The following is a 21,400-nucleotide window of genomic DNA, read 5'->3' on the forward strand; positions in this document are numbered from 1 at the left end:
TCCCTTCACGACCACGATTGACCTCGACAGTGTGTCAGCCGGGCACCGGGGACTTGGGCGGCGGGCACCGGGCGGGATAGGTTTCCGCCTCACGGTGGAACGTCGAAGGAGACTCCCCATGCCCCTGGCGCCCGATCTCGAGGGCACGCAGTGCGAGCCGGTCAGCTTCGCGTGGGCACGGGACGACGTGCTCCTGTACGCGATCGCCGTCGGAGCGGGGGGTGAGGACCCCACCGCCGAGCTGTCGCTGACCACGGAGAACACCGCGGGCGTGCGGACGGCGGTGCTGCCGTCGTTCGCGGAGATCGTCACCGCGGGCGCGAAGGTCGACCTGGGCGAGGTGGACGCCGCCCGTGTCGTGCACGCCGAGCAGGCGTTCCGGGTGGTCGCGCCGCTGCCGGTGGAAGGACGGGTCCGGGTGACCGCGACGGTCACCGAGGTGCTGGACAAGGGGTCCGGGGCGCTGGTGCGCACCGAGGCCGATGCCGTCGACGCGAGCACCGGGGAACTGGTGCTGACCAGCAGGAAGACGTTGTTCCTCGGCGGGGAGGGCGGCTTCGGCGGCACCCGCGGGGACAGCGTGCCGAGCCCGGTTCCCGACCGCGCGCCCGACCACGAGGTGACCTACCGGACCACGCCGGGCCAGGCGCTGCTGTACCGGCTCACCGGGGACCGCAACCCGCTGCACAGCGACCCGGCGTTCGCCGCGAAGGGCGGGTTCGACCAGCCGATCCTGCACGGCATGTGCACCTACGGGTTCACCACCCGCGCGCTGGTCGCGACCGTCTGCGGCGGCGCCCCCCGCCGCCTCCTCGCGATGGACGCCCGGTTCACCCGGCCGGTCGTGCCCGGGCAGTCGCTCACCGTCTCGGTGTGGGACACCGGCGGCGGCACGGTCGCGTTCCGGACCGCCGTCGACGGCGAGGTGGTGCTGGACCGCGGCAGCGCGGAGATCAGCACGGAGAGCACCGCGTCGTCGCCGGCCGCCTGAGCGCTCAGGACGGCGCCGCGGTCACACTCGGCGGCGCCGGGTACCCCGGGTGGTCCCGCCCGCCCCGACGAGCCAGGGCGGACAGCGCGTCGAGCGCCGCCAGCTGCGGGTAGCTGCGCTCCGGGTCGTCCCGGTGCGGCCACCGGTGGTCCAGCTGGCGGAAGGTCACCGCGCGATGCAGGGTGATGCCGAAGAAGCGGGGGTTGTCGCGCACGAACCGGGCGTAGGCGTCCCGGAGGCCGGGATCGCGGTCCAGCTCGGTGCGGACGAACCGGTCGACGTCGGTGCCGATCTCGTGGACGTACTCCCCGCACGGCGCCACCACGAACGGCACCACCCACGCCTCGGGCACGCCGAACAGCTCGCGCACGGCACGCTGGCGGTGCCCGGCGTTCTCGCTGCGCGACATCCACGCGGCGACGACGGCGCGGCGGCGCGGGCTCAGCCGGCCGAGGACCGCAGCCGGCGGCCAGGGGAACGACACCCGGAACGGGATGTGGACCGGATCGCCGTCGACGTGCACGTCGTGGTCGGCGACGCCGCCGCCGGAGTCCTGGACGAGCTGGGCTGACACCGCACCCCACGGGGCGAGGACGTGCATCGCGGCGTGCGCGTCCCGGCGTACGGGCTGGGGCACCGCGCGGAGCAGCAGCCCGGCCACCGACGGGGTGGGGACAGCGATCACGAGGGGCACCGTAGCCCGATCGGCGCAGCTCGGCGTCACCGACGGCCGATTATCGCGCTGCGTCGTCACCCTTTCGGCGCTGCGTGACCGGCAACCGGTAGAGCGCGGCCACCGGTTCGCGGCCGTCCGGGAACCGCCACCCGGCGGGTGCCGTACCGGTGCGGAGCCAGCCCACGGACCGGTAGAGGCGTTCGGCCGGGACGGACTCGACGACGTCGAGCACCCCGTCGCGGCCGCGGGCCGCGAGTTCGGCGGTGATCCCGTCCAGCAGGGCACGGGCGTGGCCGGCCCGGCGGACGGCCGGGTCGACGAACACCCGGGTCAGCCGCAGCGCTCGGGGTTCGTGGTCGTCGGTCAGCAGGGCGGCGTGCCCCGCGACCCGCCCGCCGTGACGACCAACGCGGTGACCAGCCCCGGCGGGGACAGGAACGCCACCGGGTCGGCCGGCCAGGTCGACGGGTACCGGTCGGTGTCGTGCACGGCGCGCAGCACGGTGACGCAGGCGGGCAGGTCGTCGTCGGTGCGGGGGCGCGGGGCAGGTGGCACGACGGGGGTCACGACCGGCGACCGTACCGCCGCGTCCGGGCCCGGCCGGGTCAGCGCGGGGTCACCCCGGCCGGGTAGACGGCGTCGACCTCGACCTCCACCAGCCAGCCCGGGACCGGCAGGCTCGCCACCTCCAGCGCGAACCGGCTGGGCCGGGCGGGGTTGCGCACCAGCGGCGCGGCGGGCGCGGCCGTCCCGGTCGGGACCAGCACCGTCTCCCCGGTGGTCAGGTCGGTGTTGGCGAAGTACTGGCGGTAGGCGCGGTTCCAGCCGGCGTAGTCGGCGCGGGTCGTGCCGGGCGCGTTGTCGAGGAACACCCGCATCGAGGTGACGTCGTCGAGGCGCAGGCCCCGGGCCTCGAGGTTCTCCTTGATCCTGGCCAGCACGTTCATGCCCTGGGCCTCGGTGATCGTGACCCCGGCGGGGAGGGTGCCGCCGGGGAACTGGCCGGCGTCGACGTAGGCCTGCGGGGTGCCGTCCGCGGCCGCGGGGTTCGCCGCGGCCGGGCCGAGGCCGCTGGACTTGTACAGCGACGCCCCGCTCACCAGGCTCACCCCCTCGGCGATCATCGGGTTGGCCTCGCCTGCCTCCAGCACGGGCAGGGCGGGCGGGCCGGGCTCGGCGGCGTCGGGCGCGGCGCCGGCGCAGCCGGTGGCCAGCGCGGCGGTGACGGACAGGGCGATCAGGGCGGGAACGGGACGTCGCATCGTGACTCCTCGGGGGAACGGGGGTGGGGTCAGGCGCCGCCGGCGACCCGGGCGTGCAGCGCCGAGACCGTCGAGCGGGCGGAGGTGAACGCGCCGTGCTGCCAGGCGATGGCGTGCGAGAGGTGGTCACCGGCGAACCAGATGCGGCCGGCGGGCTGGGTGAGCAGCCGGTACTCCGGGCTCGTGGCCTCCCAGCTCGCCCAGGCCGACTCCGACCAGCGGGTCACCGCCCACGAGCCGGAGAACGACGACGCGATGTCGGAGCGGTACTTCTCGCCGTGGATCGCGGCGCCCTCGTCCAGGGCCTTCGCGAGCCGCTGGCGGTGGGTCAGGGACTCGAAGGCCCGCTGCCGCTTGCCGGAGCTGTAGTAGCCGACGACGACGCCCCGGTCGGCGTGGAAGTGGTCGTAGGGGAACATGATCTGGGCGATGTCGCGGTCGGTGTTGCTGGCGCCGCCGTAGATCCGCTCGTCGGTCTCCCACCAGCGGCGGGTGTACTCGATGCCGAGCTTGCCCGAGGAGCTGGGCTTCGCCGCGCGCTGCGCGGCCAGCACGGCGGCGGGCAGGTTGGTGTCGAGCCGGGTCACCAGGTGCGGCGGCAGGGTGCAGACGACCTCGTCGGCCACCAGCCGTTCGACCGGGCCGCCCGCGGCCGGGACGACGTCGACGGTCACCCCGTCCGGCGTGTTGTGCAGCCCGGTGACGGCCGTGCCGTAGCGGATCCGGTCCGCGCCGATCCGTTCGGCGAGCGCGTAATGGATCCGGTCCATCCCGCCGACCGGGGTGAACATCATCGTGGCCTGGTCGTACTCGTAGTCGAAGGCGAAGTTCCGGCCGAGTCCGCTGCGGATCACCGAGGAAATCGGGTACGGAACCGTGGGGGTGCCCGCGTCGGTCCCCGCGCCGGGCTCACGGGCGTAGCCGCGCCGCGGGGAGCCGAGGTAGCGGCCGTCGGAGGACAGGTCGCCCAGCGAGACGAGGAACTCCGAGAGCGCCTCCTTGTCCGCGGCGCTCAGGACGTCGTCGAGCGCGCCGCGCGCGGTGGCCTTGTGGAGCAGCTCGGAGACGTAGCCGAAGGTGTCGGCCTTCGCCGCGCGGTAGGTGACCGAGGTTCCGGCCAGCGCCCCCGCGTCGGTGTAGTTGACGACGGTGTTGGCGTTCTGGTTGCCGAACGGCTGGATCTCCACCCCGAGCTCGCGGCAGTAGTCCAGCGTGACGTGGCTCTGCGGGATCCGGGTCGCGCCCAGGTTGAAGAAGTGTCCTGGCGCGAACGTGCAGCGTTGCGTCTCGCCGTTCAGGTCGGCCTCCTCGGTGCCCGCACGCACCGACCAGACCCGCCCACCGGGCCGGGTGCGGGCCTCGACGACGGACACGTCGTAGCCGACCTTGCCGAGCTCGTGGGCCGCGGCGAGCCCGGCGGGCCCCGCGCCGAGGACGAGGACGCGGCGGCCGGCCGCGGCGGCGTCGCGCGACGGTGGCGTCCAGGCCGGGTCGTCGCCGGCGCGCGGGGCGAGCCCGATGGTCGCCATGGCCTCGTACGCGGCGCCGGCCCCACCGGCCAGCCCCAGCGCCCTGATGAACGTTCTGCGGGTCACGGTCACAGCGGTGATACTCGGAACCGGCGGCGACGGTCGCGGGTCGCCGGCGCTGCGTTCACGGCAACCGGACCGGGAAGACCGGCGGCGGGTTCCCATCGCGGGTTCGACGTCCGACGCGCGGGCGCAACACCCGGGCAACAGCGCGGTCCTAGCGTCGCCGTCCGTGTCCGACCTCGACAGGGCCATCGCGCGGTCCTTCTCCCCCGGCCACACCCAGCTGCGGGCAGAGTCGCCGATGGCACCGCTCGGGCGGCGCCGGATGGGCGCGACCGAGCTGGTCGCGCAGTCGGTGGCGACGACCGCGCCCGCCGCGTCGATGGCGATGCTGCCCCTGGTCGTGGGCCGGCTCGCCGACCCGCTGTCCGGGCTGCTCGTCATCGTCGGCGCCACGGTCGCGGTGACGATGGTGGCGCTCTGCCTCGGGCAGTTCACCCGACGCCAGGCCGCCGCGGGCGGTGTCTACAGCTTCGTCTACCAGGGGCTCGGTGCCCGGGCCGCGCTCGTGACGGCCGTCGTGATCGGGGCGAAGTACCTGGGCAGCGCCGCGATCACGCTCTACGCCGGCGGCCGGGCCCTGACCGCGCTCGCCGGCGCGGCCGGGGTCGACGTGAGCGGGGCCGGCGCGCAGGTGCTGCTGCACCTGGTGGTCGCGGTGGGGATCGCGACGGTGCTCGTGCGGGGGCCGCGGGTCGCCGCCCTCACCCTGCTCGGGGTGGAGATCGGCTCGCTGTTGCTCGTCGTCGCGGTGCTGCTGGTCCCCGCTCCGCACCTCGCCGCCCCGGTCCCGGCCGGGCCGGTGCCGGACCTGCTCGCCGTCGCGCTGATGGCGATGTTCATGCTCGCCGGCTTCGAGTCGGCGACCTTCTTCGGCCCGGAGACGCGACGTCCGCTGGTCACGGTGACCCGGGTGGTCCTCTGGACCCCGCTGCTGTGCGGGGCGCTGCTGTCGTTCGCGGCCTGGGCGAGCTGGACCGGCCGCGCCACGACCCTGGTCGCGATCCTGTCCGACCCCGGGGCGTCGGGCGCGCCGACCGCGCTGGTGGTGGCGTTGCACGCCGGTCTGGCCTGCTCCTACCTGGCCTCGGCCGCGGCCTCGGCGCACGCGGCGTCACGGGTCGCGTTCTCCCTCGGGGTGGAGCGGCTGCTGCCGCGTGCCCTCGCGACGGTGCACCGGCGGTGGCGCACACCGCACCGTGCCGTCGTCGGGATCGTGGCCGTGGTCCTGCTCGGCGGGCTGCTCGCCGACCTGGCCCCGGCCGGGACGGACGCGGTGCGCCACCTGGTGCGGGCGCTCGTCACCCTCATGTACGTGCTGGTCGCGGTCGCGGCCGTCGCGTTCCTGCTGCGCATCCGGGAGCACACCCGCCCGGTGCTCGTGCTGGGGTGCACGGTCGCGGTGCTCGGCGGCGCCCTGCTGGTGCTGCGGCTGCCCGGTCTGCTCGACACCCCCGAGGGGACCGGCGCCGCGGTGGCCCTCGCGGTCTGCTGCGCGGTGGGACCGGTGTGGTGGCGGTTCCTGCGACGTCACCCGGACCGGCTGGCGAGGATCGGGGTGTTCGACCAGCCCGGCAGCGACGACGTCCTGCCCGGGGCCGGCGACTTCGTCCCGGACGCCTCGGGGACGCCGCGGCTGGTCCGGCGGAGCCCGCGAGCCGGGGACCCGCCGTGAGCGAGCCGGGCGCCGCGAGCCGGGCCCTGGAGCTGCTGGAGGCGGTGGCGAGGATCGGGCCGGGCGCGACGGCGCGCGAGCTGTCGCGCACGACGGGCATCCCGTCCGCGACGGCGTACCGGCTGCTCAACGTGCTCGTCGCCGACGGCTACCTGGTCCGGATCAGCGACCTGTCCGGGTTCGCGCTGGGGCGCCGCACCCGGGAGCTGGCCGGCGCGGCCGAGGGACCGCCGCAGCTGGCCGAGGTCGTCGCCGGGATCCGCGGCCGGGTCCGGTTCGGGTTGTTCGTCGCCGACTGGCCCGCGGGCACGCTTCGGCTGGTCGACCGCGACCCGGACCACGAGCTGCCCGGGGAGCGGACGCTGCTCGCCCACCCGCACGCCTCGGCCATGGGGAAGATCATGCTGGCCGCGCAGCCGGAGCTCGTCCCCGACCGGCCGCGGGCGCTGACCCGGCACACCGTGACCGCCGGGGCCGCGCTGGCCGCGGAGCTGCGGACGGTGGCGCGCACGGGGGTGGCCACCGAGGTCGACGAACTGCGGTCCGGCCGCTCGTCGGTCGCGGTCGCGGTGCGCGACGCGGCGGGCGGGGTCGTCGCCTGTCTCGCCGCGCTCGGCCCGACCGGGCGGCTGCCGGTCACCGACCCGGACCTGACAGCGCTGCTGCGCGCGGGGGCCGACCGGATCGGCGGTCTCACGGGCGCGCGGGCACCGGGTCAGCGCGGCCGCAGGACGTAGCCGGTGTAGCCGTACTCGGTGCCGAACCGCTCCCGGACGGCGATCTCGCCGCCCACCTCGTCCAGCGCCGCCGGGTCGACGCCGTCCTCGCGCAGGGTGGCGATCCGGCGGGCCAGCGGGCGGTAGTAGGCGTCCCAGTCGGAGTCGGGGAGCAGGTAGACCGCCTGGACCGTGTACCCGGCGCGCTGCGCGGCGGCGACGTTCTCCGCGGTCGTCCGCATCCCCGGGTAGCCCGCGTCCCAGAACTCCCGAGCGCCGGGCGACGGCTCGGTGGTCGTCCACTCGGCCTCGGTGAGGACCACCACCCCGCCCGGGGCGAGCAGCCGCCGCCAGCCGGCGAGCGCCGCGTCGAACCCCATGACGTAGGCGGCACCCTCGGACCAGACGAGGTCGGTCTCGCCGTCGGGCAGCGGCAGGTCGTCCATCGCGGCGACGAGGGGGCGCACCCGTTCCCCCAGCCCGGACGTCGCCGCGCGGCTGCGCAGCCGCTGGAGGAAGGGTTCGTGCAGGTCGACGGCCACGACCTCGCCGCCGGTCGCCGCCGCCAGCGGCAGCGTCGCCGGACCGGTCCCGCAGCCGATGTCGACGATCCGCGGACGCTCCGGCAGGTCCCCGGCCAGGCGCAGCAGCAGTGCCGTCGTCTCCTCCGATCCCGGCGCTTCGCGGGGCAGGTCGTCGTGGGCGGCCCAGAAGACCTGCTCCAGCGGTGTGCTCACGTCCGCGCATGATGCCCGCACCGGGCCGCCACCGCACCACCGATACGTGTGCATGATGGGGTGGTGCACGTCGACACGTTCCTCCTGGCGATCCCCCCGCTCGCGATCTACTTCCTGTGCGCGGGTGTGGTCGGTGTCGAGAGCATCGGGGTGCCGCTGCCCGGTGAGATCGTGCTCGTCGGCGCGGCCCTGCTGGCCGCCCGCCCCGGCTCGCCCATCGACCCGGTGGCCGTCGCGGCGTCGGCGACGGCGGGGGCGATCGTCGGCGACTCGATCGGCTACTCGGTGGGCCGTCGCTACGGCACCGGTCTGCTCGACCGGCTCGGCCGCCGGTTCCCCAGGCACCTGGGTCCGGCGCACATGACCGTGGCCCGGCGGATCTTCGACCGGCACGGGGTCTGGGCGGTGCTGTTCGGCCGCTTCGTGGCGATCCTGCGCATCCTCGCGGGCCCGCTGGCCGGGACGATGAAGATGCACTACCCGAAGTTCCTCGCCGCGAACGCGACCGGCGCGGTGCTGTGGGCGGGCGGCACGGTCGCCCTGATCTACCTGCTCGGGATCGTCGCCGAGACGTGGCTGAAGCGGTTCTCCTGGATCGGGCTGATCGTCGCCGTGGTCGGCGGGCTGCTGGTCTCGCGGTACGTGCGGCACCGGGTCGAGCGGGCCGCCGCGCAGGAGGAGACGGCGCCGTGAGCCCCGCCGTCGGGCCGGGCGGGCGGACGCCGTCGGCGAGCCGACCGGTCCGGGCCGCGACCTGCTGACGGGACGGATCGCTCAGCGCAGCGCGTGAGCGGTGTAGGTGACCGCGCCGAAGGTCCGCGAGTCGAGCAGCGGCAGGTGCTCGGTGGACCATCCGTCCGGGAACAGCCGCCGGCCCGCACCCTGGACGACGGGATGGTGGAACAGCCGGATCTCGTCGACGAGCCCGGCCGCGATCAGCGTGTGGCACAGCGTGATGCTGCCGGTGCAGACGATGTCGGCGCCCGGCCGATCCTTCAGTGCCGCGACCTCGGTGACCGGGTCCCCGGACAGGACGGTCGAGTTCTCCCACTCCGGGTCGGTCAGCCTCGACGACACCACGTACTTGTCGACCTGGTTCAGGTAGTCGGTGATGCCGGTGGTGTCGTCGGTCCGGGCGGGCCAGAAGCCGCGGAAGTCGCAGAACGTGCGGCGCCCGAGCAGCGTCGCGTCGGAGGCGGCGTCCTGGCGGTGCAGCTCGGCGAGAACCTCGTCCTGGCCGTCGGCGGTGGGGTCGAACCAGTCGCCGAGGAACTCCACGGCGCCGTCGAGGGTGATGTTCTGGGTGATCGCGAGGGTGCGCACGGGAGATGCCTCCACGGTCGTCGGTGCGTAGACACCAGGGTCGACCGCGGAGGCGTCCCGAACTCGTCGGTCGCCGCCGGCTCAGCCCTCGACGACGGTGATCGCCGCCGCCGGGCAGCCGTGCGCGGCGTTGCGCACGGCCTGCTCCTGACCGTCCGGCGGGGTGTCGGTGAGCAGCTCGACGACGGCGTCGGAGTCGCGCTGGTCGAACACGTCCGGGGCGGTGAGCAGGCACTGCCCCGACCCGACACAGGCGTGCTGGTCGACCTCGACCTTCATCGCGGGTACCTCCCTCACCAGCGGACCGGCAGGCTCCGGACCCCGCCGGTGATGTGGTCGGTGCGCACGTCGAGCTCGTCCATGCCGACGGCGAGCTCCAGGTCCGGCAGCCGGCGGGCGAGCGTGGCGAACACCGCGCGCAGCTCGGTGCGGGCCAGGCTCGCGCCGATGCAGAAGTGCGGCCCGTGCCCGAAGCCGACGTGCCCGCGCTCGGCGCGGTCGGGGTCGAAGGTCTCGGCGTGGTCGAAGACGTCGACGTCGCGGTTGGCGGCGTTGACCGAGAGGATCACCGCGTCGCCGCGCGCGATGGTGACCCCGGCGACCTCCACGTCTTCATGGGCGTAGCGCAGCAGCCCCAGGTCACCGGGCGCCCCGAGGCGCATGACCTCCTCGATGACGGCGTCGACCCGGCCCTCGGGGTCGGCGGCGAGCTTGTCCCACTCGTGCCGGTTGCCCATGAGGAACAGCATGCCCAGCCCGATCCGGTTCACGGTGGTCTCGTGCCCGGCGAACAGCAGCCCGACGCAGAGCCGGATCATCTGGTCGTAGCCGAAGGTCGGGTCGGCGGCCTGGGCCGCGACGAGGTCGCTGATGACGTCCTCGCCGGGCTCGGCGCGCTTGCCCTCGGCGAGCCCGGCCATGTAGCGGCCGAACTCCTCGCGGGCGGCATGGGCGTCGTCGCCGGAGTAGGTCGCCATCCGGTCGGACAGCCCGCGGAAGTACTCGCCGTCGGACTCGGGGACCCCGAGCAGCGAGCAGATCACCGCGACCGGCAGCGGGAAGGCGAGGTGGGCGTGCAGGTCGACCACGCCGTCGGCGGACGCGTCGTGGTCGGCGACCATCGCGTCGACGTAGCCGTCGACGAGCTCCTGCACGTGCCCGGACAGCCGGCGCATGCGCTTGGCGGAGAACGCCGGGGTGAGCAGCCGGCGCATCCGGCCGTGCTCCTGCTCCTCGGTCTCGTAGGTACCGGTCGGCCCGTCCTGGACGGCCGCGGTGCTGCTCCTCGACGCCTTCTCCGGTTCCGGGTGCGACCGGCCGAACCGCTTGTCGCCCAGCAGCTCGCGGACCTCGGCGAACCGGGTCACCAGCCACGCCGGGTCGCCGGCCGGGGTGGTCACCGGCGCGATCGGCGCCTCACGGCGCAGGACCTCGTAGAAGGGCGCGAGGTCGAGCAGGTTCGGTCGGGTGAACGGCAAGCGGGGACGCTCGGCGGCGAGGGTCATCGACACTCCTGGGGTCGTGGTGGTGACCCCAGCCTACGATTTACTGGCAGTATCTGCCACGAATGTGCCCGGAGTGCACCGGACCGTCCCCGAACGGGCGGGTCGGGGACGGCCCGGGCCCGCGGTCACGCCGGGCTGTCGAGCAGCTCCTGCAGGTACTGGTCGATCTGCGGCATGTAGGTGGGCGCGACACCGAACAGGGCGAGGTGCCCGAGCAGGTCGTCGACGACGCGGATCGTCGCGTGCGGGGTCAGCTCCAGCTCGGCCTCGTGGTCGCGGACCGGGAAGAACATGTCCTCGTTGATCGGGATGACCCGGGTGACGGCCTCGTTGCGACCGAGTGCCTCGGCGAGGTTCCCGCCGGTGTGGCGGGCGACGTCGCCGCGCTGCCACTTCCACGCCATGCAGAGCAGGTCGTTGGGGTCCATCGCGGTGAAGTACGGCTCCAGGAAGCGCGCCATGAAGGCCTCCTTGGAGTCGAACTCCAGGGCGCGCCAGACCTCCTGCTTCCAGAACTCGGTGGAGAAGCCCATGACCGCCCAGATGCCGGCGTGGCGCCGCAGCCCGGCCTCGACGTCGGCGTTGCTCGCGTAGTTCCCGCCGTTCCAGCCCGGGTCGGAGGTGATCGCCTCGACCAGGGCCTTCGTGTAGAGGAAGTCGTGCGGGGTGTTCTGCGCGGTCCCGGCGATCGGCGCGGCACGGCGCACCTTGTCCGGGAACCGCACCATCCACTCGTAGGTCTGCTGCGCACCCATCGATCCGCCGACGACGAGCGCGAGCCGGTCGATCCCGTAGTGCTCGCGCAGCAGCTGCTCCTGGGCGCGGACGTCGTCGCCGATCCGGACGTGCGGGAAGTTCGACATCGCGATGCCGGCGTTCGCGCCCGAGGCGTTGTGCGGGCTGGTCGACAGACCGTTGCCGATCTGGTTGACCACGACGATGAAGTACCGCTCCGGGTTCAACGCGTGGTCCGGGCCGATGTAGACGTCGCGGAAGATCTGGTGCGTCCCCGAGTACCAGGTCGTCACCAGGATCGCGTTGTCCTTCGCCGCGTTCAGCGTGCCGAAGGTGGCGACCGCGAGCTGCAGGTCGGGGATCACCCCGCCCTCCTCCAGCGCGAACTCGCCGACGCTGATCAGCTCGTAGTCGCCATGGAACTCGTGGGTGTAGAAGGGATTCTCGATCGCGGCCGGCTGCGCTGTCGTCACGGTCGTCACTGCTCTGTCACGCTCCTGCTCCGTCGAAGACGCGGACCGGAGCGACTCTTCACCTTTGTGACGCGCGGCACAAGATCCCGTCCGGGCGGGGATCAGCTCCAGGCGACGACGAGCACCAGCATCGTCACGACGATGCCGAGCCCCAGCATCATCATCAGCAGCCAGGCCCCGGCGTTCGGTGGCGGCTCGGCGGGCGCCGGACCGGTGCTGCGGCGCAGCTCGGCGAGCTGGGCGCGGTCGAGGATCGGCATGGTCAGGTCATCGGAGTTCACATGGTGGTAACGCGCGAAGTCGGGTCGTGGGCACTGAGCTCCCAACTCTCGTGTGCCGCAACAAGATCGATGTCGCGGACGGTGCCGCGCGTACTTCCACCGGTATCACGGTGCGTCGACCTGAGCCCGACGGTCCGTCACGTACGGTCATCAGCAGCGGCCGGCCGGAGAGGTCGGTGAACACCGGTGAGACGCCCGGGACTGCCCGGTCGGTCAGTCCTGCCCGCGCCGGGTCAGCACCCGGGGGCCGTCCTCGGTGATCGCGACGGTGTGCTCGGAGTGCGCGGTGCGCGAGCCGTCGGCGGAGCGGATGGTCCAGCCGTCGGGGTCGAACACGATCCGGTCGGTGGTCCGTGCGAACCAGGGTTCGAGCGCGAGCGTCAGCCCCGGTCGCAGCGTGAGGCCGCGACCGGCCCGCCCGGTGTTCGGGATGTGGATGTCGCCGTGCATGGTGCGGCCGAGGTCGTGCCCACCGAACTCGGTGTTGACGGGGTAGCCGTAGTCGCGGGCGACCCCACCGATGGCGGCGGAGATGTCGCCGAGCCGGTTGCCCGGCCGGGCCGCGTCGATCGCGGCCTCCAGGGCGTCCTCGGTGGCACGGATGACACGTCGGTCGCCCTCGTCGGCCGTGGTGCCGACGATGATCGTCCGGGCGGAGTCGGCGACCCAGCCGTCGATGCTGACGGCGATGTCGGCACTGAGGACGTCGCCGTCGCGCAGGACGTAGTCGTGCGGGAGCCCGTGCAGCACGGCGTCGTTGACCGAGAGGCAGATGACGTTGCGGAACGGGCCGCGCCCGAAGGACGGGGCGTAGTCCCAGTAGCAGGACTCGGCGCCGCGCTCGGCGAGCATGCCGCGCACGTGCAGCTCGATGTCGAGGAGGTTCACGCCGACGTCGGCGATCCGGCCGACCTCGGTGAGCACCTCGGCGACGAACCGGCCGGTCGTGTGCATCCGGTCGATCTCGGCCGGCGTCTTCAGTTCGATCACGGTATTACTATACCGGAGCGCCAACGCTTGCCGGTACAGTAATACCGACCTTAGAGGTCGCGCGGATTGATGGATGATCATGGGCGGCGGTGTGGTCGGCTGTCCCAGCGGTGCGTGGTCCAGGCCTGCCGGATCAGGCTACGGAGTGTGATGATGGTGTCGGCGAGGTCGAAGAACGCGTCGACGACGGTTTCGCGGCGTTCGTAGCAGCGCTGCAGCCGGTTGAAGCTGTTGTGCCAGGCGTTGGTGCGCTCGATGTGCCAGCGTTGGGTGGCCTGGATCGGTGCTTTCTCGCCCTTGCGCGCGATCTCGCTGTGCAGGCCCCGTTCGGTGAGTGTGTCGCGGGTCTTACCGGAGTCATAGCCGGCGTCGAGGTGCACGGTGATGTCGTCGGGCAGCGGGCCGAGAGCGTCGAGGTGGTCGAGAGTGGGGCCCAGTAGCGGGGAGTCGTGGCGGTGTGCCCCGGCCAGGACCCGGCCCAGTGGGATGCCATGGCCCTCGACGAGCACCGATCGCTTCATGCCCTGTTTACGCCGGTCAACCGGTGACGGTCCGGCGACCTCACCGCCGCCGGGGGCCTTGGTGATGGCGCCGTCGACGGCAACGTCGTCAAGCAACAGGCCGACGATGCGGTCGTAGGCGTCCAGGGCGATCCGGCGTAGCTGGGCGAAGACCCCGAGCCGGATCCACTCGTCACGGCGATCGCGGATGGTGGTCGCCGAGCAGGTGCTGTCGGAGACGCCCTGATACGGGCAGCCGAACCGCAGCACCTGCAGGAGCTTGTCGAACACGACCCGATCCGCGATCCGGCGGCGGTGACAGCCCCACGGATGAGTGGGATCGAACTCGCCCCGGGGCGGCAGCAGCGCGGCGAACTGGTCCCACAACGGCTCGGTCAACCATGATGGCAGGGCGGGCACGCGGCCTCCAGACGATCACGAAGAGTCAACAACTTCATGATCGACAGGCCCGTGCCCGCCCCTCACCATCGACACCCGGCCGCGACCCAGCTGTGATCAATCCGCGCGACCTCTTAGTCTCGTCCCATGGTCCGCCACCCCCTCACGCCCGAGCAGATCGACGCCGGTCGCCGTCTGGGTGCGCTGCTGCGCCGGGCCCGGGGCGACCGCGACCCCGTCGAGCTCGCCCGGGCCGCCGGGGTCTCCCCCGAGACCCTGCGCAAGATCGAGACCGGACGCCTGCCGAGCCCGGGGTTCGGGACGATCGCCTGCCTCGCCGAGGCGCTCGGGATGCCGATGCAGGAGCTGGCCGACACCTGGCGCGGCAGCGACGTGGCGGACGTGGCGATGGAGGCCGCCGGGTAGCGGTGCCCGCACCTCCGGCACCGCTACCCGGCTACTGACCGGGACGCAGCTCGTAGAGGTGTCCCCGCCCCGCCTTCTCGCTGTACCAGCGCGTCGCCGGCGGGGTCGTGGTGCCGTCCGGCGAACCGCCGACCGGCCACCCGTTCCTCCGGTCCTCGCCGTCGACGACGCACCAGCCTGCACCGTCGAGCCACCGGCACCACACGACCCCGTCCGCCCGCCGGTAGACCGGCCGCCCGTTCGTGTCGGCCGCCTCGCGGTGGAACCGGTACACGAGCCCGTCGGACAGGCGGACGAACTCGAAGGACTCCACAGGTCCTGGGTACCCGGCGCGGCCGGGCCCGTCGACCGGGGCGAGGCCCGCCGGAATGGCCGACGACGGGGCGAGGTTGACCCCAGCGGTGCCGGACGGCACCGGACACCTCCTGGAGGAGCACGAGATGAGTGACGCGTCGGCCCCGTTCGACCTCGCGGCGATGAACCGCGCCGTGATCGAGGAGTTCCGGGCGACCGGAGGACGAGCGGGCGGCATGTTCGAGGGCAAGCCGCTCGTGCTGGTCCACCACACGGGAGCCCGGTCCGGCACCGAGCGGATCGCGCCCCTGGTCCCGCTCCTCGACGGCGAGCGGATCTTCATCTTCGCCAGCAAGGGCGGCGCCGACACCAACCCGGACTGGTACCACAACCTCCTGGCGAACCCCGACACCCGCGTCGAGCTCGGCACGGAGACCCTACCCGTGCGGGTGCGGGAGGTCACCGGTCCCGAGCGGGACGAGGTCTACGCCCGCCAGGTCGCGCTGGAGCCGCAGTTCGGCGAGTACCAGCGCTCGACGGAGCGGATCATCCCGGTGCTGGAGCTGCAGCGGGTCTGAGTTCGGACGCTGCACGGGGATACCGGGAGCCCATGCTCCGCAACGAGAGGCATGCGACGCCCCAGTTTCCGTGCAGCCCCGGGACCCCGACCCACCTCGTCCGTACGCTGTGACCGACGACGACCCCCGGCCCACCGGCCGGTACACCGTTCCGATGGTGAACCGATCGGTCCAGAATCGGTAGCATCGCGTCATGCCGCGTCCCCGCCAGTTCGACGAGAAGCGGGTCCTGTCATCCGTGCAGGCGGCGTTCTGGGACAAGGGGTACGCAGGTACCTCGCTCGACGACCTCCTGGCCGCCAGCGGCCTCGGCAAGGGAAGCCTGTACGGGGCGTTCGGGGACAAGCGGAGCCTGTTCCTGCGCGTGCTGCGCGAGTACGACGACGCCAACGACGCGATGCTGCGCACCCGCCTGGAGCAGAGCGACCGCGCCGTCGACGTCGTTCGTGACTTCGTGACCGGCCCACTGCGCGATCCCGACGGAGCGGAGGCACGGCGGGGCTGCCTGCTCGCCAACACCGCGATGGAGCTGTCCACCGACGTGGCCGAGGTGGCCGCCGAGGCCCGGCGCAGCTACGCCGCGACGACGACCCTGCTGGCCGAAGCCGTACGACGAGCGCAGCGCGAGGGCGACGTCACCCCCCACGTCGACCCCGAGGAGACCGCCCACGCGGTGCTCGCCGGGCAACTCGGCCTCCTGGTCCTCGGCCGGGTCGGCCAGGACCCGGCCATCCTGTCGACCATGGCCGGGACCCTGCTCCAGGGACTGCTGCCCCCGCCCTGATCGGCTCCGGAGAGTCGACCACCCCCCGTTGTTGACTGATCGGTCCATATCAGGTGTTATGGACCGATCAGTCAACAACGGGAGCGGAGAGCTGACGTGACGGTTCTGCAGGACAAGGTCGCCGTCGTGACCGGTGCGAACGCGGGCATCGGGCGCGCGATCGCCCGGGCCTACCACGCCGAGGGAGCACGGGTGTTCGTCGCCGGCCGCCGTCGGGAACAGCTCGACGAGGTCGAGGCCGAGCTCGGACACGGCGTCACCGGCGTCCGCTGCGACGTCGGCCGGCTCGACGACCTCGATGCGCTCTACGCGACCGTCGCCGAACAGGCGGGCCGGATCGACGTCCTGGTCGCCAACGCCGGGATCGGGATCGTGGCGCCGCTCGGGGAGATCACCGAAGAGCAGTTCGACGCAATGTTCACCACCAACGTCAAGGGGTCGCTGTTCACCGTGCAGAAGGCCCTGCCCCTTCTCGCGCCGGGGGCGTCGATCATCCTCACCGGATCGACGGCGGCGTCGCGTCCCGAGCCGTTCCTGCCCGTCTACGGCGCGACCAAGGCCGCGCTCCGGAACCTGGTCCGCGGGTTCGCCCACGACGCCGGGACACGCCGGTACCGGATCAACATGCTCTCCCCCGGCGCCACGCACACCCAAGGACTGGTCGACCTGCTGCCGGCCGACGCGCTCGCCGCCGCGGGGCCGTCGGTCCCGCTCGGCCGGCTGGCCGAGCCCGAGGAGATCGCGGCCGCGGCGGTCTTCCTCGCCTCGGACGCGTCCAGCTACGTCAACGGGTCCGAACTCGCCGTCGACGGCGGCTCCGCCCAGGTCTGAGGAGCACCACCCGGACTCGAGCCCCCGGGAGAACGCAGCACCTCCGACGGCTCCAAGACCATCAGGGGAACGCCGACCGGCCGGCCACCGATCTGCGGAGTCGCCGGCGGAGGCCGGTCGCCGTCGGACATCATCGGCGAGGCTGGTGTGTACCGGATCTGTACCCGAGGACCGTCAGGACACAGGATTGGACGAGTGGGAGAGCACAAGGAACGCATGCTCCGCAACGACTGGTACCTCGACGAACCCGACCTCGTCGACGACCGACGTCGCTGCTGGCGCCTCCTCGACCGGTTCAACGCGACCGGCGCCGATGACGACGACGAACGCGAGACACTCCTCCGCCGGATCGCAGGACGACTCGGCGACGGCGTCGTCGTACTTCCCCGGTTCCAGTGCAGCTACGGCACCCACATCACCCTCGGCAACCGCGTCTTCGTCAACCACGACGCCCTCTTCATGGACGACGCCACGATCACGATCGGCGACGACGTCCGCATCGGGCCGCGCACCCAACTCCTGACGGCGCAACACCCCGTGGAGGACCACGACCGCCGTCGCCAGGGCTGGGAACGTCCACTTCCGATCGACATCGGGAGCAACACCTGGCTCGGAGCCGGGGTCATCGTCTGCCCGGGCGTGACCATCGGGGCAGACGCCGTGGTCGGGGCGGGGAGCGTCGTCACCCGCGCCGTCCCTGATCGCGTGCTCGTCGCAGGCAATCCGGCCCGACCCGTCCGCCAGATCTGAGCGAACGACACGGTGCCCCGGGAGCCGGAGCAGGCTGCCTGACCGCAGGCACTGAACGGGCACCGGTCGGCCTGTTCGACACACAGGAGGCCTGCCTCCTCCTCCGCCGGCGACGCGAGCGACTCACGACACGGCTCACCGACGTCACACGCGAGCACGCCCGAGCACTCGACTCGGGTCAACCGTGGACGCACCTCGCCGAGGTCGACTACGCGCTCTCGCAGACCGCAGCAGCCATAGCGTGGCTGGACCGCACGGTCGACCGCCTCCAGCGTTGAGCGATCTTGTACCGGATCTGTCCCGGGCGGGATCCGGCCGAGGAAACCCCAGTTCAGCGGCCTGGATCCAGGTAGAGGCTGCGCTTGGAGATGTACTGCACCACCCCGTCCGGAACGAGGTACCAGACCGGCCGCCCCGAGGCCACCCGGTCCCGGCACTCGCTCGACGAGATCGCCATCGCCGGCACCTCCACCGTCGTCACCGACCCCTCGGGCAGGTGCCCGTCGGCCAGCTCGTACCCGGGCCGGGTCACGCCGACGAAGTGCGCGTAGCGGAACAGCTCGTCGACCTTGTGCCAGGACAGGATCTGCTGGAGCGCGTCGGCGCCGGTGATGAAGAACAGCTGCGCGTCGGGCATGGCGTCGTGCAGGTCGGCGAGGGTGTCCGCGGTGTAGGTGGGGCCGTCGCGGTCGACGTCGACGCGGCTGACCGAGAACCGCGGGTTCGACGCCGTCGCGATGACCGTCATCAGGTAGCGGTCCTCGGCGGGCGAGACGTCGCGGGCGCTCTTCTGCCACGGCCTCCCGGTCGGTACGAAGATCACCTCGTCGAGGGCGAAGCGGTCCGCCACCTCACTGGCGGCGACGAGGTGGCCGTGGTGGACGGGGTCGAACGTCCCGCCCATCACGCCGATCTTGCGCTGCATCGACGCAGACTATGTCGGCCCCCCGCCCGCCGGCATCCCCGGATACAGGTGCCGGAACTGGACGCTGATGCGCGGCCCGCTGCGCGCCACCTTCGGCACGCTGTGCTGCCAGGTCCGCTGGCACGTCCCGCCCATGACCAACAGGTCCCCCGAGGCGAGCGGGAACGACACCGAGGCGCCGCCGCCGGTCGGGCGCAGCCGCAGCGGCCGCGTCGCACCGAGGGCGACCAGTGCGACGACGGCGTCGGGCCGCTCACGGGCGACCCGGTCGCCGTGCCAGGCCACGCCGTCGGCACCGTCGCGGTAGAGGTTCACGCCGATCTGGGTGAAGGCGTGGCCGTAGCGCTGCCCCAGCGTGCGGCCCATGTCGCGCAGCCGGCGGGGCACCGTGTCGTCGGGCAGCACCCAGCGGTGAGTGAGGCGCGGTTCGTCGACCACGCGGTCGTACATGCGGCGGCGGTGACCGCGGAACGGCACGGTCGCGCGCAGCAGCGCGAACAGCTCGTCCGGGTCGGGGACCCAGCCGACCGCGACGTCGACCCACGCCCCGTCGGCGAGCTCGTGCCGGTACGCCGGGGCCGCACCCCCGGCGGTGAAGAGCGAAGCCTGCCCGCCGACGTCCACCTCCGGAACGCTACGCTGGATCGAACGAAAGTTCGAGTGGCGGCTCTGCGACGATCGTCGTCATGTCCTCGCGTGCCGACGGTGCCGTGCTGTCCTACCTGGGTCTGCGGCGCGCCGTCGGCGTGATCGGGATCCTGCTCCCGTTCGTGCTGGTGGGGGGTGACCTGGCCCTCGGCGGCGACGGACTGCGGGACTCGATCAGCCGCTACTACTACTCGCCGATGCGCGACGTGTTCGTCGGCTCGCTGTGCGCGGTCGGCATCTTCCTCTACTGCTACCGCTACGACCGGCCGGACAACCGGCTCGCCAACGTCACCGGGACGGCGGCCATCGCCGTAGCCCTGCTGCCCACCCGGCCCGACGGCGCGACGACGACGGCGGCGACCGTCGTCGGGTACCTGCACCTGGCCGCGGCGACGGTGTTCTTCGCGGGCCTGGCCTGGTTCTGCCTGGCCCTGTTCACCCGCGGGGAGTCCGGAACCCCGGGCAAGGCCGCACGCAACGTCGTCTACCGGGTCTGCGGCGCGACGATCGTGGCCTGCCTCGTGCTGGCCGCACTGGACACGGCGCTGGTGCCCGACGCCGTCGCCGAGCGGTTCCACACCCTGTTCTGGCTGGAGGCCGTCGCGATCCTGGCGTTCGGTGTCGCGTGGTTCGTCAAGGGCGACACGATCCTCAGGGACCAGCCGACGCAGGACCCGGCGCCCGTGATCTGACCGCCCCCGCAAACGACGGACGGGCCGGTCCGGACACCCCTCGAGGGTCCGGACCGGCCCGTCACGGGACCGGGTTCGGTCAGCCGACCGGCAGCGACGGAAGCGACGGGAGCTCGCCACCGGTGGCACCGGTGACCAGGTCGACGACGCTGTCCAGCGGGGCCGGCAGCGCGAGGTCGTGCTTCTTGTCCTCGTGCTTCTTGTGGTCCCACTTCTTGTGGTGACCCTTGTCCTTGTCACCCTCGTGCTTCGAGTGACCCTTGTCCTTGCCACCCTCGTCGTAGCCGGTGCCGCCGGCGAAGGCCGCGGCGGGCGCCGCGACGGCCAGGGGGAGCAGCGCTGCACCGACGAGCGCACCGCGAACGGACTTCCGCATCTCACAACCTCCATGGTTGATCGTTGGACCGTCGCACACGGTCTCGCCTGCTCAACGAGGACGGACGGGGCCCGCAACGGCCGTTCACCCGTTAGCGTCACCAGCACGAATAACCGATAGTCAGGTGTCGACTACGGCAGCCGGGGGATCCGGCTCAGCTGCGCGAGCGGGCGGCCGCCTCGGCCAGGATCGGCAGGTAGGCGTCGAGCACCCAGGGGATCGACAGGACCGACGGCGCCGAGCTCGCCACCACCCGGTCGGAGCCGACGACCGGGGCGAACCCGCCGCGGGCCATCGCCGGCAGCAGCTCGACGCCGGGCGCAGTGCGGAACGTCTGCTCCTCGGCCTGTGTCGCGAAGAAGCCGATGACCAGGTCGGACTCGACGCGCGAGAGCAGCTCGCCGCTCACGGTGTAGTAGACCTCCCCGCCGCCCGGAGCGTTCTGCTCGACGTAGGGCGCCAGGGTGAGCCCCAGGTCGGTGACCAGCTGGACGCGGACGTCGCCCGCCCGGAACACCCCGAGCGCACCGGCGTCCATCCCTCCGGTGTAGACGAACGTGGCTCCCGCCAGCTGCGGGTACCCCTGCGCCGCGGTGCGCAGCCGCTGCCCGGTGGAGTCGATCAGCTGCTGTGCCCGTGCCGGGTCCCCGAACACCTGACCGGCGATGCGGGTCTGGTCCCGCCATCCGGTGGAGTACGGGGCGTCGGGATAGGCGACGGTCGGGGCGATCGCCGACAGCTGGTCGTACTCCGCCCGGCTCAGCCCGGAGTACGTGGCCAGCACCAGGTCCGGGCGGGCCGCGGCGACCTGCTCGATCGGCGTCGCCGACAGGTCGTCGGAGCCGATGACCTGCGGGAACGGGCCGCCGTGCGCGGTGATCGCGTCGCGCACCCAGGGCAGCACGCCCTCGGCGTCGCCGCCGTAGACGGTGCGCGGGATCGCCACCGGCAGGACGCCCATCGCCAGCGCGACGTCGGTGTTCGCCGCGCTCAACGTGACCACGCGCTGCGGCCGGTCCGGGACGACCGTCTCCCCCAGCGCGTGCCGCACCGTCACCGGGTAGCCCTCCGCGACCGCATCCCCCGCCCCCTGCCCGTCCTGCGGCCGGGCGCCGCACCCGGCGAGGACGAGCAGGCCGGCGGCGCCGGCGAGGACGCCACGACGGCTCACGGAACGGGCGGACAGGGGTGCTGCAGCGAGCGGCACGACGAACCTCCTCAGGTCAAAAGGCAAGCCTAAC

Annotated in this window: 28 protein-coding genes; 10 read left to right on the forward strand and 18 right to left on the reverse strand. The window is 72.9% G+C overall.

Annotation, left to right across the window (positions count from 1 at the left end; all coding sequences use genetic code 11):
• The first annotated feature begins 118 nt into the window (after positions 1–118).
• Positions 119–991, forward strand: coding sequence for a MaoC family dehydratase (locus Ae331Ps2_RS00860; RefSeq protein WP_075311348.1), 873 nt, complete (start codon positions 119–121; stop codon positions 989–991).
• A 4-nt stretch (positions 992–995) separates the two neighbouring features.
• Here Ae331Ps2_RS00860 and Ae331Ps2_RS00865 read toward each other — a convergent pair whose 3' ends face one another.
• The 5 genes from Ae331Ps2_RS00865 to Ae331Ps2_RS00880 are packed head-to-tail and all read right to left on the reverse strand — an operon-like array spanning position 996 to position 4,524.
• Positions 996–1,676: a hypothetical protein gene (locus Ae331Ps2_RS00865; RefSeq protein WP_075311346.1), complete on the reverse strand. Its 681-nt coding sequence runs from the start codon at positions 1,674–1,676 to the stop codon at positions 996–998.
• A gap of 49 nt (positions 1,677–1,725) precedes the next feature.
• Positions 1,726–2,127, reverse strand: a complete 402-nt coding sequence (locus Ae331Ps2_RS00870; RefSeq protein WP_349289848.1) for a GNAT family N-acetyltransferase — start codon at positions 2,125–2,127, stop codon at positions 1,726–1,728.
• A complete protein-coding gene (locus tag Ae331Ps2_RS32945; RefSeq protein WP_233147476.1) occupies positions 2,031–2,234 on the reverse strand; it encodes a hypothetical protein in 204 nt (67 codons plus the stop codon). Before Ae331Ps2_RS32945 ends, Ae331Ps2_RS00870 begins: the two co-directional genes overlap by 97 nt.
• A 38-nt stretch (positions 2,235–2,272) precedes the next feature.
• On the reverse strand, positions 2,273–2,929 hold the full coding sequence (locus Ae331Ps2_RS00875; protein ID WP_075311344.1) for a Rid family hydrolase: 657 nt from the start codon (positions 2,927–2,929) through the stop codon (positions 2,273–2,275).
• Positions 2,930–2,958: 29 nt separating this feature from the next.
• Positions 2,959–4,524 (reverse strand): FAD-dependent oxidoreductase, encoded by a 1,566-nt coding sequence (locus Ae331Ps2_RS00880; RefSeq protein WP_198932145.1) that lies wholly within the window; start codon positions 4,522–4,524, stop codon positions 2,959–2,961.
• Positions 4,525–4,690: 166 nt separating this feature from the next.
• On the opposite strand from Ae331Ps2_RS00880, the gene Ae331Ps2_RS00885 reads away from it, so the two are divergent.
• A complete protein-coding gene (locus tag Ae331Ps2_RS00885) occupies positions 4,691–6,196 on the forward strand; it encodes an APC family permease (protein WP_020627098.1) in 1,506 nt (501 codons plus the stop codon).
• Positions 6,193–6,933 (forward strand): IclR family transcriptional regulator, encoded by a 741-nt coding sequence (locus Ae331Ps2_RS00890; protein WP_020627097.1) that lies wholly within the window; start codon positions 6,193–6,195, stop codon positions 6,931–6,933. Before Ae331Ps2_RS00885 ends, Ae331Ps2_RS00890 begins: the two co-directional genes overlap by 4 nt.
• Here the strand turns inward: Ae331Ps2_RS00890 and Ae331Ps2_RS00895 are convergent.
• Entirely contained in the window at positions 6,912–7,649 is a 738-nt protein-coding gene (locus Ae331Ps2_RS00895) for a class I SAM-dependent methyltransferase (RefSeq protein WP_075311342.1), read from the reverse strand. The genes Ae331Ps2_RS00890 and Ae331Ps2_RS00895 overlap by 22 nt on opposite strands.
• Before the next feature lie 63 nt (positions 7,650–7,712).
• Here Ae331Ps2_RS00895 and Ae331Ps2_RS00900 point away from each other — a divergent pair, with 63 nt between their 5' ends.
• Positions 7,713–8,342, forward strand: a complete 630-nt coding sequence (locus Ae331Ps2_RS00900) for a DedA family protein (protein WP_075313040.1) — start codon at positions 7,713–7,715, stop codon at positions 8,340–8,342.
• 81 nt (positions 8,343–8,423) lie between these two features.
• On the opposite strand, the gene Ae331Ps2_RS00905 is transcribed toward Ae331Ps2_RS00900, so the two are convergent.
• The 7 genes from Ae331Ps2_RS00905 to Ae331Ps2_RS00935 all read right to left on the reverse strand — a co-directional run bounded on the left by Ae331Ps2_RS00905 (position 8,424) and on the right by Ae331Ps2_RS00935 (position 13,876).
• Positions 8,424–8,972, reverse strand: a complete 549-nt coding sequence (locus tag Ae331Ps2_RS00905) for a dihydrofolate reductase family protein (protein ID WP_075311341.1) — start codon at positions 8,970–8,972, stop codon at positions 8,424–8,426.
• Between the two features lie 81 nt (positions 8,973–9,053).
• The gene (locus tag Ae331Ps2_RS00910; protein WP_020627093.1) at positions 9,054–9,251 is read right to left on the reverse strand and encodes a ferredoxin; all 198 of its coding nucleotides are present in this window, start codon (positions 9,249–9,251) and stop codon (positions 9,054–9,056) included.
• Between the two features lie 14 nt (positions 9,252–9,265).
• The gene (locus Ae331Ps2_RS00915; protein ID WP_075313038.1) at positions 9,266–10,477 is read right to left on the reverse strand and encodes a cytochrome P450; all 1,212 of its coding nucleotides are present in this window, start codon (positions 10,475–10,477) and stop codon (positions 9,266–9,268) included.
• A gap of 125 nt (positions 10,478–10,602) precedes the next feature.
• Positions 10,603–11,685 carry an alpha/beta fold hydrolase gene (locus tag Ae331Ps2_RS00920; RefSeq protein ID WP_249265347.1) on the reverse strand — a complete coding sequence of 361 codons (1,083 nt, stop codon included), beginning with the start codon at positions 11,683–11,685 and terminating at the stop codon, positions 10,603–10,605.
• A 101-nt stretch (positions 11,686–11,786) separates the two neighbouring features.
• Entirely contained in the window at positions 11,787–11,945 is a 159-nt protein-coding gene (locus Ae331Ps2_RS31755; RefSeq protein ID WP_158071467.1) for a hypothetical protein, read from the reverse strand.
• Positions 11,946–12,179: 234 nt separating this feature from the next.
• On the reverse strand, positions 12,180–12,956 hold the full coding sequence (gene map / locus Ae331Ps2_RS00930; protein WP_020627089.1) for a type I methionyl aminopeptidase: 777 nt from the start codon (positions 12,954–12,956) through the stop codon (positions 12,180–12,182).
• Between the two features lie 77 nt (positions 12,957–13,033).
• Entirely contained in the window at positions 13,034–13,876 is an 843-nt protein-coding gene (locus Ae331Ps2_RS00935; RefSeq protein WP_075305978.1) for an IS5 family transposase, read from the reverse strand.
• Between the two features lie 126 nt (positions 13,877–14,002).
• On the opposite strand from Ae331Ps2_RS00935, the gene Ae331Ps2_RS00940 reads away from it, so the two are divergent.
• Complete coding sequence (locus tag Ae331Ps2_RS00940; protein ID WP_020627088.1) at positions 14,003–14,281, forward strand: helix-turn-helix domain-containing protein; 279 nt, start codon at positions 14,003–14,005, stop codon at positions 14,279–14,281.
• Positions 14,282–14,312: 31 nt separating this feature from the next.
• On the opposite strand, the gene Ae331Ps2_RS00945 is transcribed toward Ae331Ps2_RS00940, so the two are convergent.
• Positions 14,313–14,696, reverse strand: a complete 384-nt coding sequence (locus Ae331Ps2_RS00945; protein WP_083702287.1) for a hypothetical protein — start codon at positions 14,694–14,696, stop codon at positions 14,313–14,315.
• Between the two features lie 25 nt (positions 14,697–14,721).
• On the opposite strand from Ae331Ps2_RS00945, the gene Ae331Ps2_RS00950 reads away from it, so the two are divergent.
• The 4 genes from Ae331Ps2_RS00950 to Ae331Ps2_RS00965 all read left to right on the forward strand — a co-directional run bounded on the left by Ae331Ps2_RS00950 (position 14,722) and on the right by Ae331Ps2_RS00965 (position 17,518).
• The gene (locus tag Ae331Ps2_RS00950) at positions 14,722–15,153 is read left to right on the forward strand and encodes a nitroreductase/quinone reductase family protein (protein ID WP_043281432.1); all 432 of its coding nucleotides are present in this window, start codon (positions 14,722–14,724) and stop codon (positions 15,151–15,153) included.
• Between the two features lie 193 nt (positions 15,154–15,346).
• A complete protein-coding gene (locus Ae331Ps2_RS00955) occupies positions 15,347–15,937 on the forward strand; it encodes a TetR/AcrR family transcriptional regulator (protein ID WP_075311339.1) in 591 nt (196 codons plus the stop codon).
• A 96-nt stretch (positions 15,938–16,033) separates the two neighbouring features.
• On the forward strand, positions 16,034–16,768 hold the full coding sequence (locus Ae331Ps2_RS00960; RefSeq protein ID WP_075311337.1) for an SDR family NAD(P)-dependent oxidoreductase: 735 nt from the start codon (positions 16,034–16,036) through the stop codon (positions 16,766–16,768).
• A 195-nt stretch (positions 16,769–16,963) separates the two neighbouring features.
• Entirely contained in the window at positions 16,964–17,518 is a 555-nt protein-coding gene (locus Ae331Ps2_RS00965) for a sugar O-acetyltransferase (RefSeq protein ID WP_075311335.1), read from the forward strand.
• Positions 17,519–17,849: 331 nt separating this feature from the next.
• Here Ae331Ps2_RS00965 and nadD read toward each other — a convergent pair whose 3' ends face one another.
• Both nadD and Ae331Ps2_RS00975 read right to left on the reverse strand, forming a co-directional pair.
• Positions 17,850–18,443, reverse strand: coding sequence for a nicotinate-nucleotide adenylyltransferase (nadD, locus tag Ae331Ps2_RS00970; protein WP_075311333.1), 594 nt, complete (start codon positions 18,441–18,443; stop codon positions 17,850–17,852).
• Positions 18,444–18,452: 9 nt separating this feature from the next.
• A complete protein-coding gene (locus Ae331Ps2_RS00975; protein WP_075311331.1) occupies positions 18,453–19,067 on the reverse strand; it encodes an alpha-ketoglutarate-dependent dioxygenase AlkB in 615 nt (204 codons plus the stop codon).
• A gap of 62 nt (positions 19,068–19,129) precedes the next feature.
• On the opposite strand from Ae331Ps2_RS00975, the gene Ae331Ps2_RS00980 reads away from it, so the two are divergent.
• Positions 19,130–19,783, forward strand: a complete 654-nt coding sequence (locus tag Ae331Ps2_RS00980; RefSeq protein ID WP_075311329.1) for a hypothetical protein — start codon at positions 19,130–19,132, stop codon at positions 19,781–19,783.
• A 79-nt stretch (positions 19,784–19,862) separates the two neighbouring features.
• Here Ae331Ps2_RS00980 and Ae331Ps2_RS00985 read toward each other — a convergent pair whose 3' ends face one another.
• Together Ae331Ps2_RS00985 and Ae331Ps2_RS00990 are read right to left on the reverse strand one after the other, a co-directional pair.
• Positions 19,863–20,159, reverse strand: a complete 297-nt coding sequence (locus tag Ae331Ps2_RS00985) for a hypothetical protein (RefSeq protein ID WP_020627074.1) — start codon at positions 20,157–20,159, stop codon at positions 19,863–19,865.
• A gap of 154 nt (positions 20,160–20,313) precedes the next feature.
• On the reverse strand, positions 20,314–21,366 hold the full coding sequence (locus Ae331Ps2_RS00990; protein WP_170918316.1) for an ABC transporter substrate-binding protein: 1,053 nt from the start codon (positions 21,364–21,366) through the stop codon (positions 20,314–20,316).
• Positions 21,367–21,400 lie beyond the last annotated feature (34 nt).

Origin of the sequence: Pseudonocardia sp. Ae331_Ps2, from assembly GCF_001932405.1 — a bacterium.
In the GTDB taxonomy this organism is placed as follows: Bacteria; Actinomycetota; Actinomycetes; order Mycobacteriales; family Pseudonocardiaceae; genus Pseudonocardia.

Coding starts and splice junctions, on each gene's coding strand:
- nadD (WP_075311333.1), bottom strand. CDS start 18,443: ATGCAGCGCAAGATCGGCGTGATGGGCGGGACGTTCGACCCCGTCCAC.
- Ae331Ps2_RS00980 (WP_075311329.1), top strand. CDS start 19,130: ATGTCCTCGCGTGCCGACGGTGCCGTGCTGTCCTACCTGGGTCTGCGG.
- Ae331Ps2_RS00955 (WP_075311339.1), top strand. CDS start 15,347: ATGCCGCGTCCCCGCCAGTTCGACGAGAAGCGGGTCCTGTCATCCGTG.
- Ae331Ps2_RS00940 (WP_020627088.1), top strand. CDS start 14,003: ATGGTCCGCCACCCCCTCACGCCCGAGCAGATCGACGCCGGTCGCCGT.
- Ae331Ps2_RS00915 (WP_075313038.1), bottom strand. CDS start 10,477: ATGACCCTCGCCGCCGAGCGTCCCCGCTTGCCGTTCACCCGACCGAAC.
- Ae331Ps2_RS00985 (WP_020627074.1), bottom strand. CDS start 20,159: ATGCGGAAGTCCGTTCGCGGTGCGCTCGTCGGTGCAGCGCTGCTCCCC.
- Ae331Ps2_RS00950 (WP_043281432.1), top strand. CDS start 14,722: ATGAGTGACGCGTCGGCCCCGTTCGACCTCGCGGCGATGAACCGCGCC.
- Ae331Ps2_RS00875 (WP_075311344.1), bottom strand. CDS start 2,929: ATGCGACGTCCCGTTCCCGCCCTGATCGCCCTGTCCGTCACCGCCGCG.
- Ae331Ps2_RS00910 (WP_020627093.1), bottom strand. CDS start 9,251: ATGAAGGTCGAGGTCGACCAGCACGCCTGTGTCGGGTCGGGGCAGTGC.
- Ae331Ps2_RS31755 (WP_158071467.1), bottom strand. CDS start 11,945: ATGCCGATCCTCGACCGCGCCCAGCTCGCCGAGCTGCGCCGCAGCACC.
- Ae331Ps2_RS00860 (WP_075311348.1), top strand. CDS start 119: ATGCCCCTGGCGCCCGATCTCGAGGGCACGCAGTGCGAGCCGGTCAGC.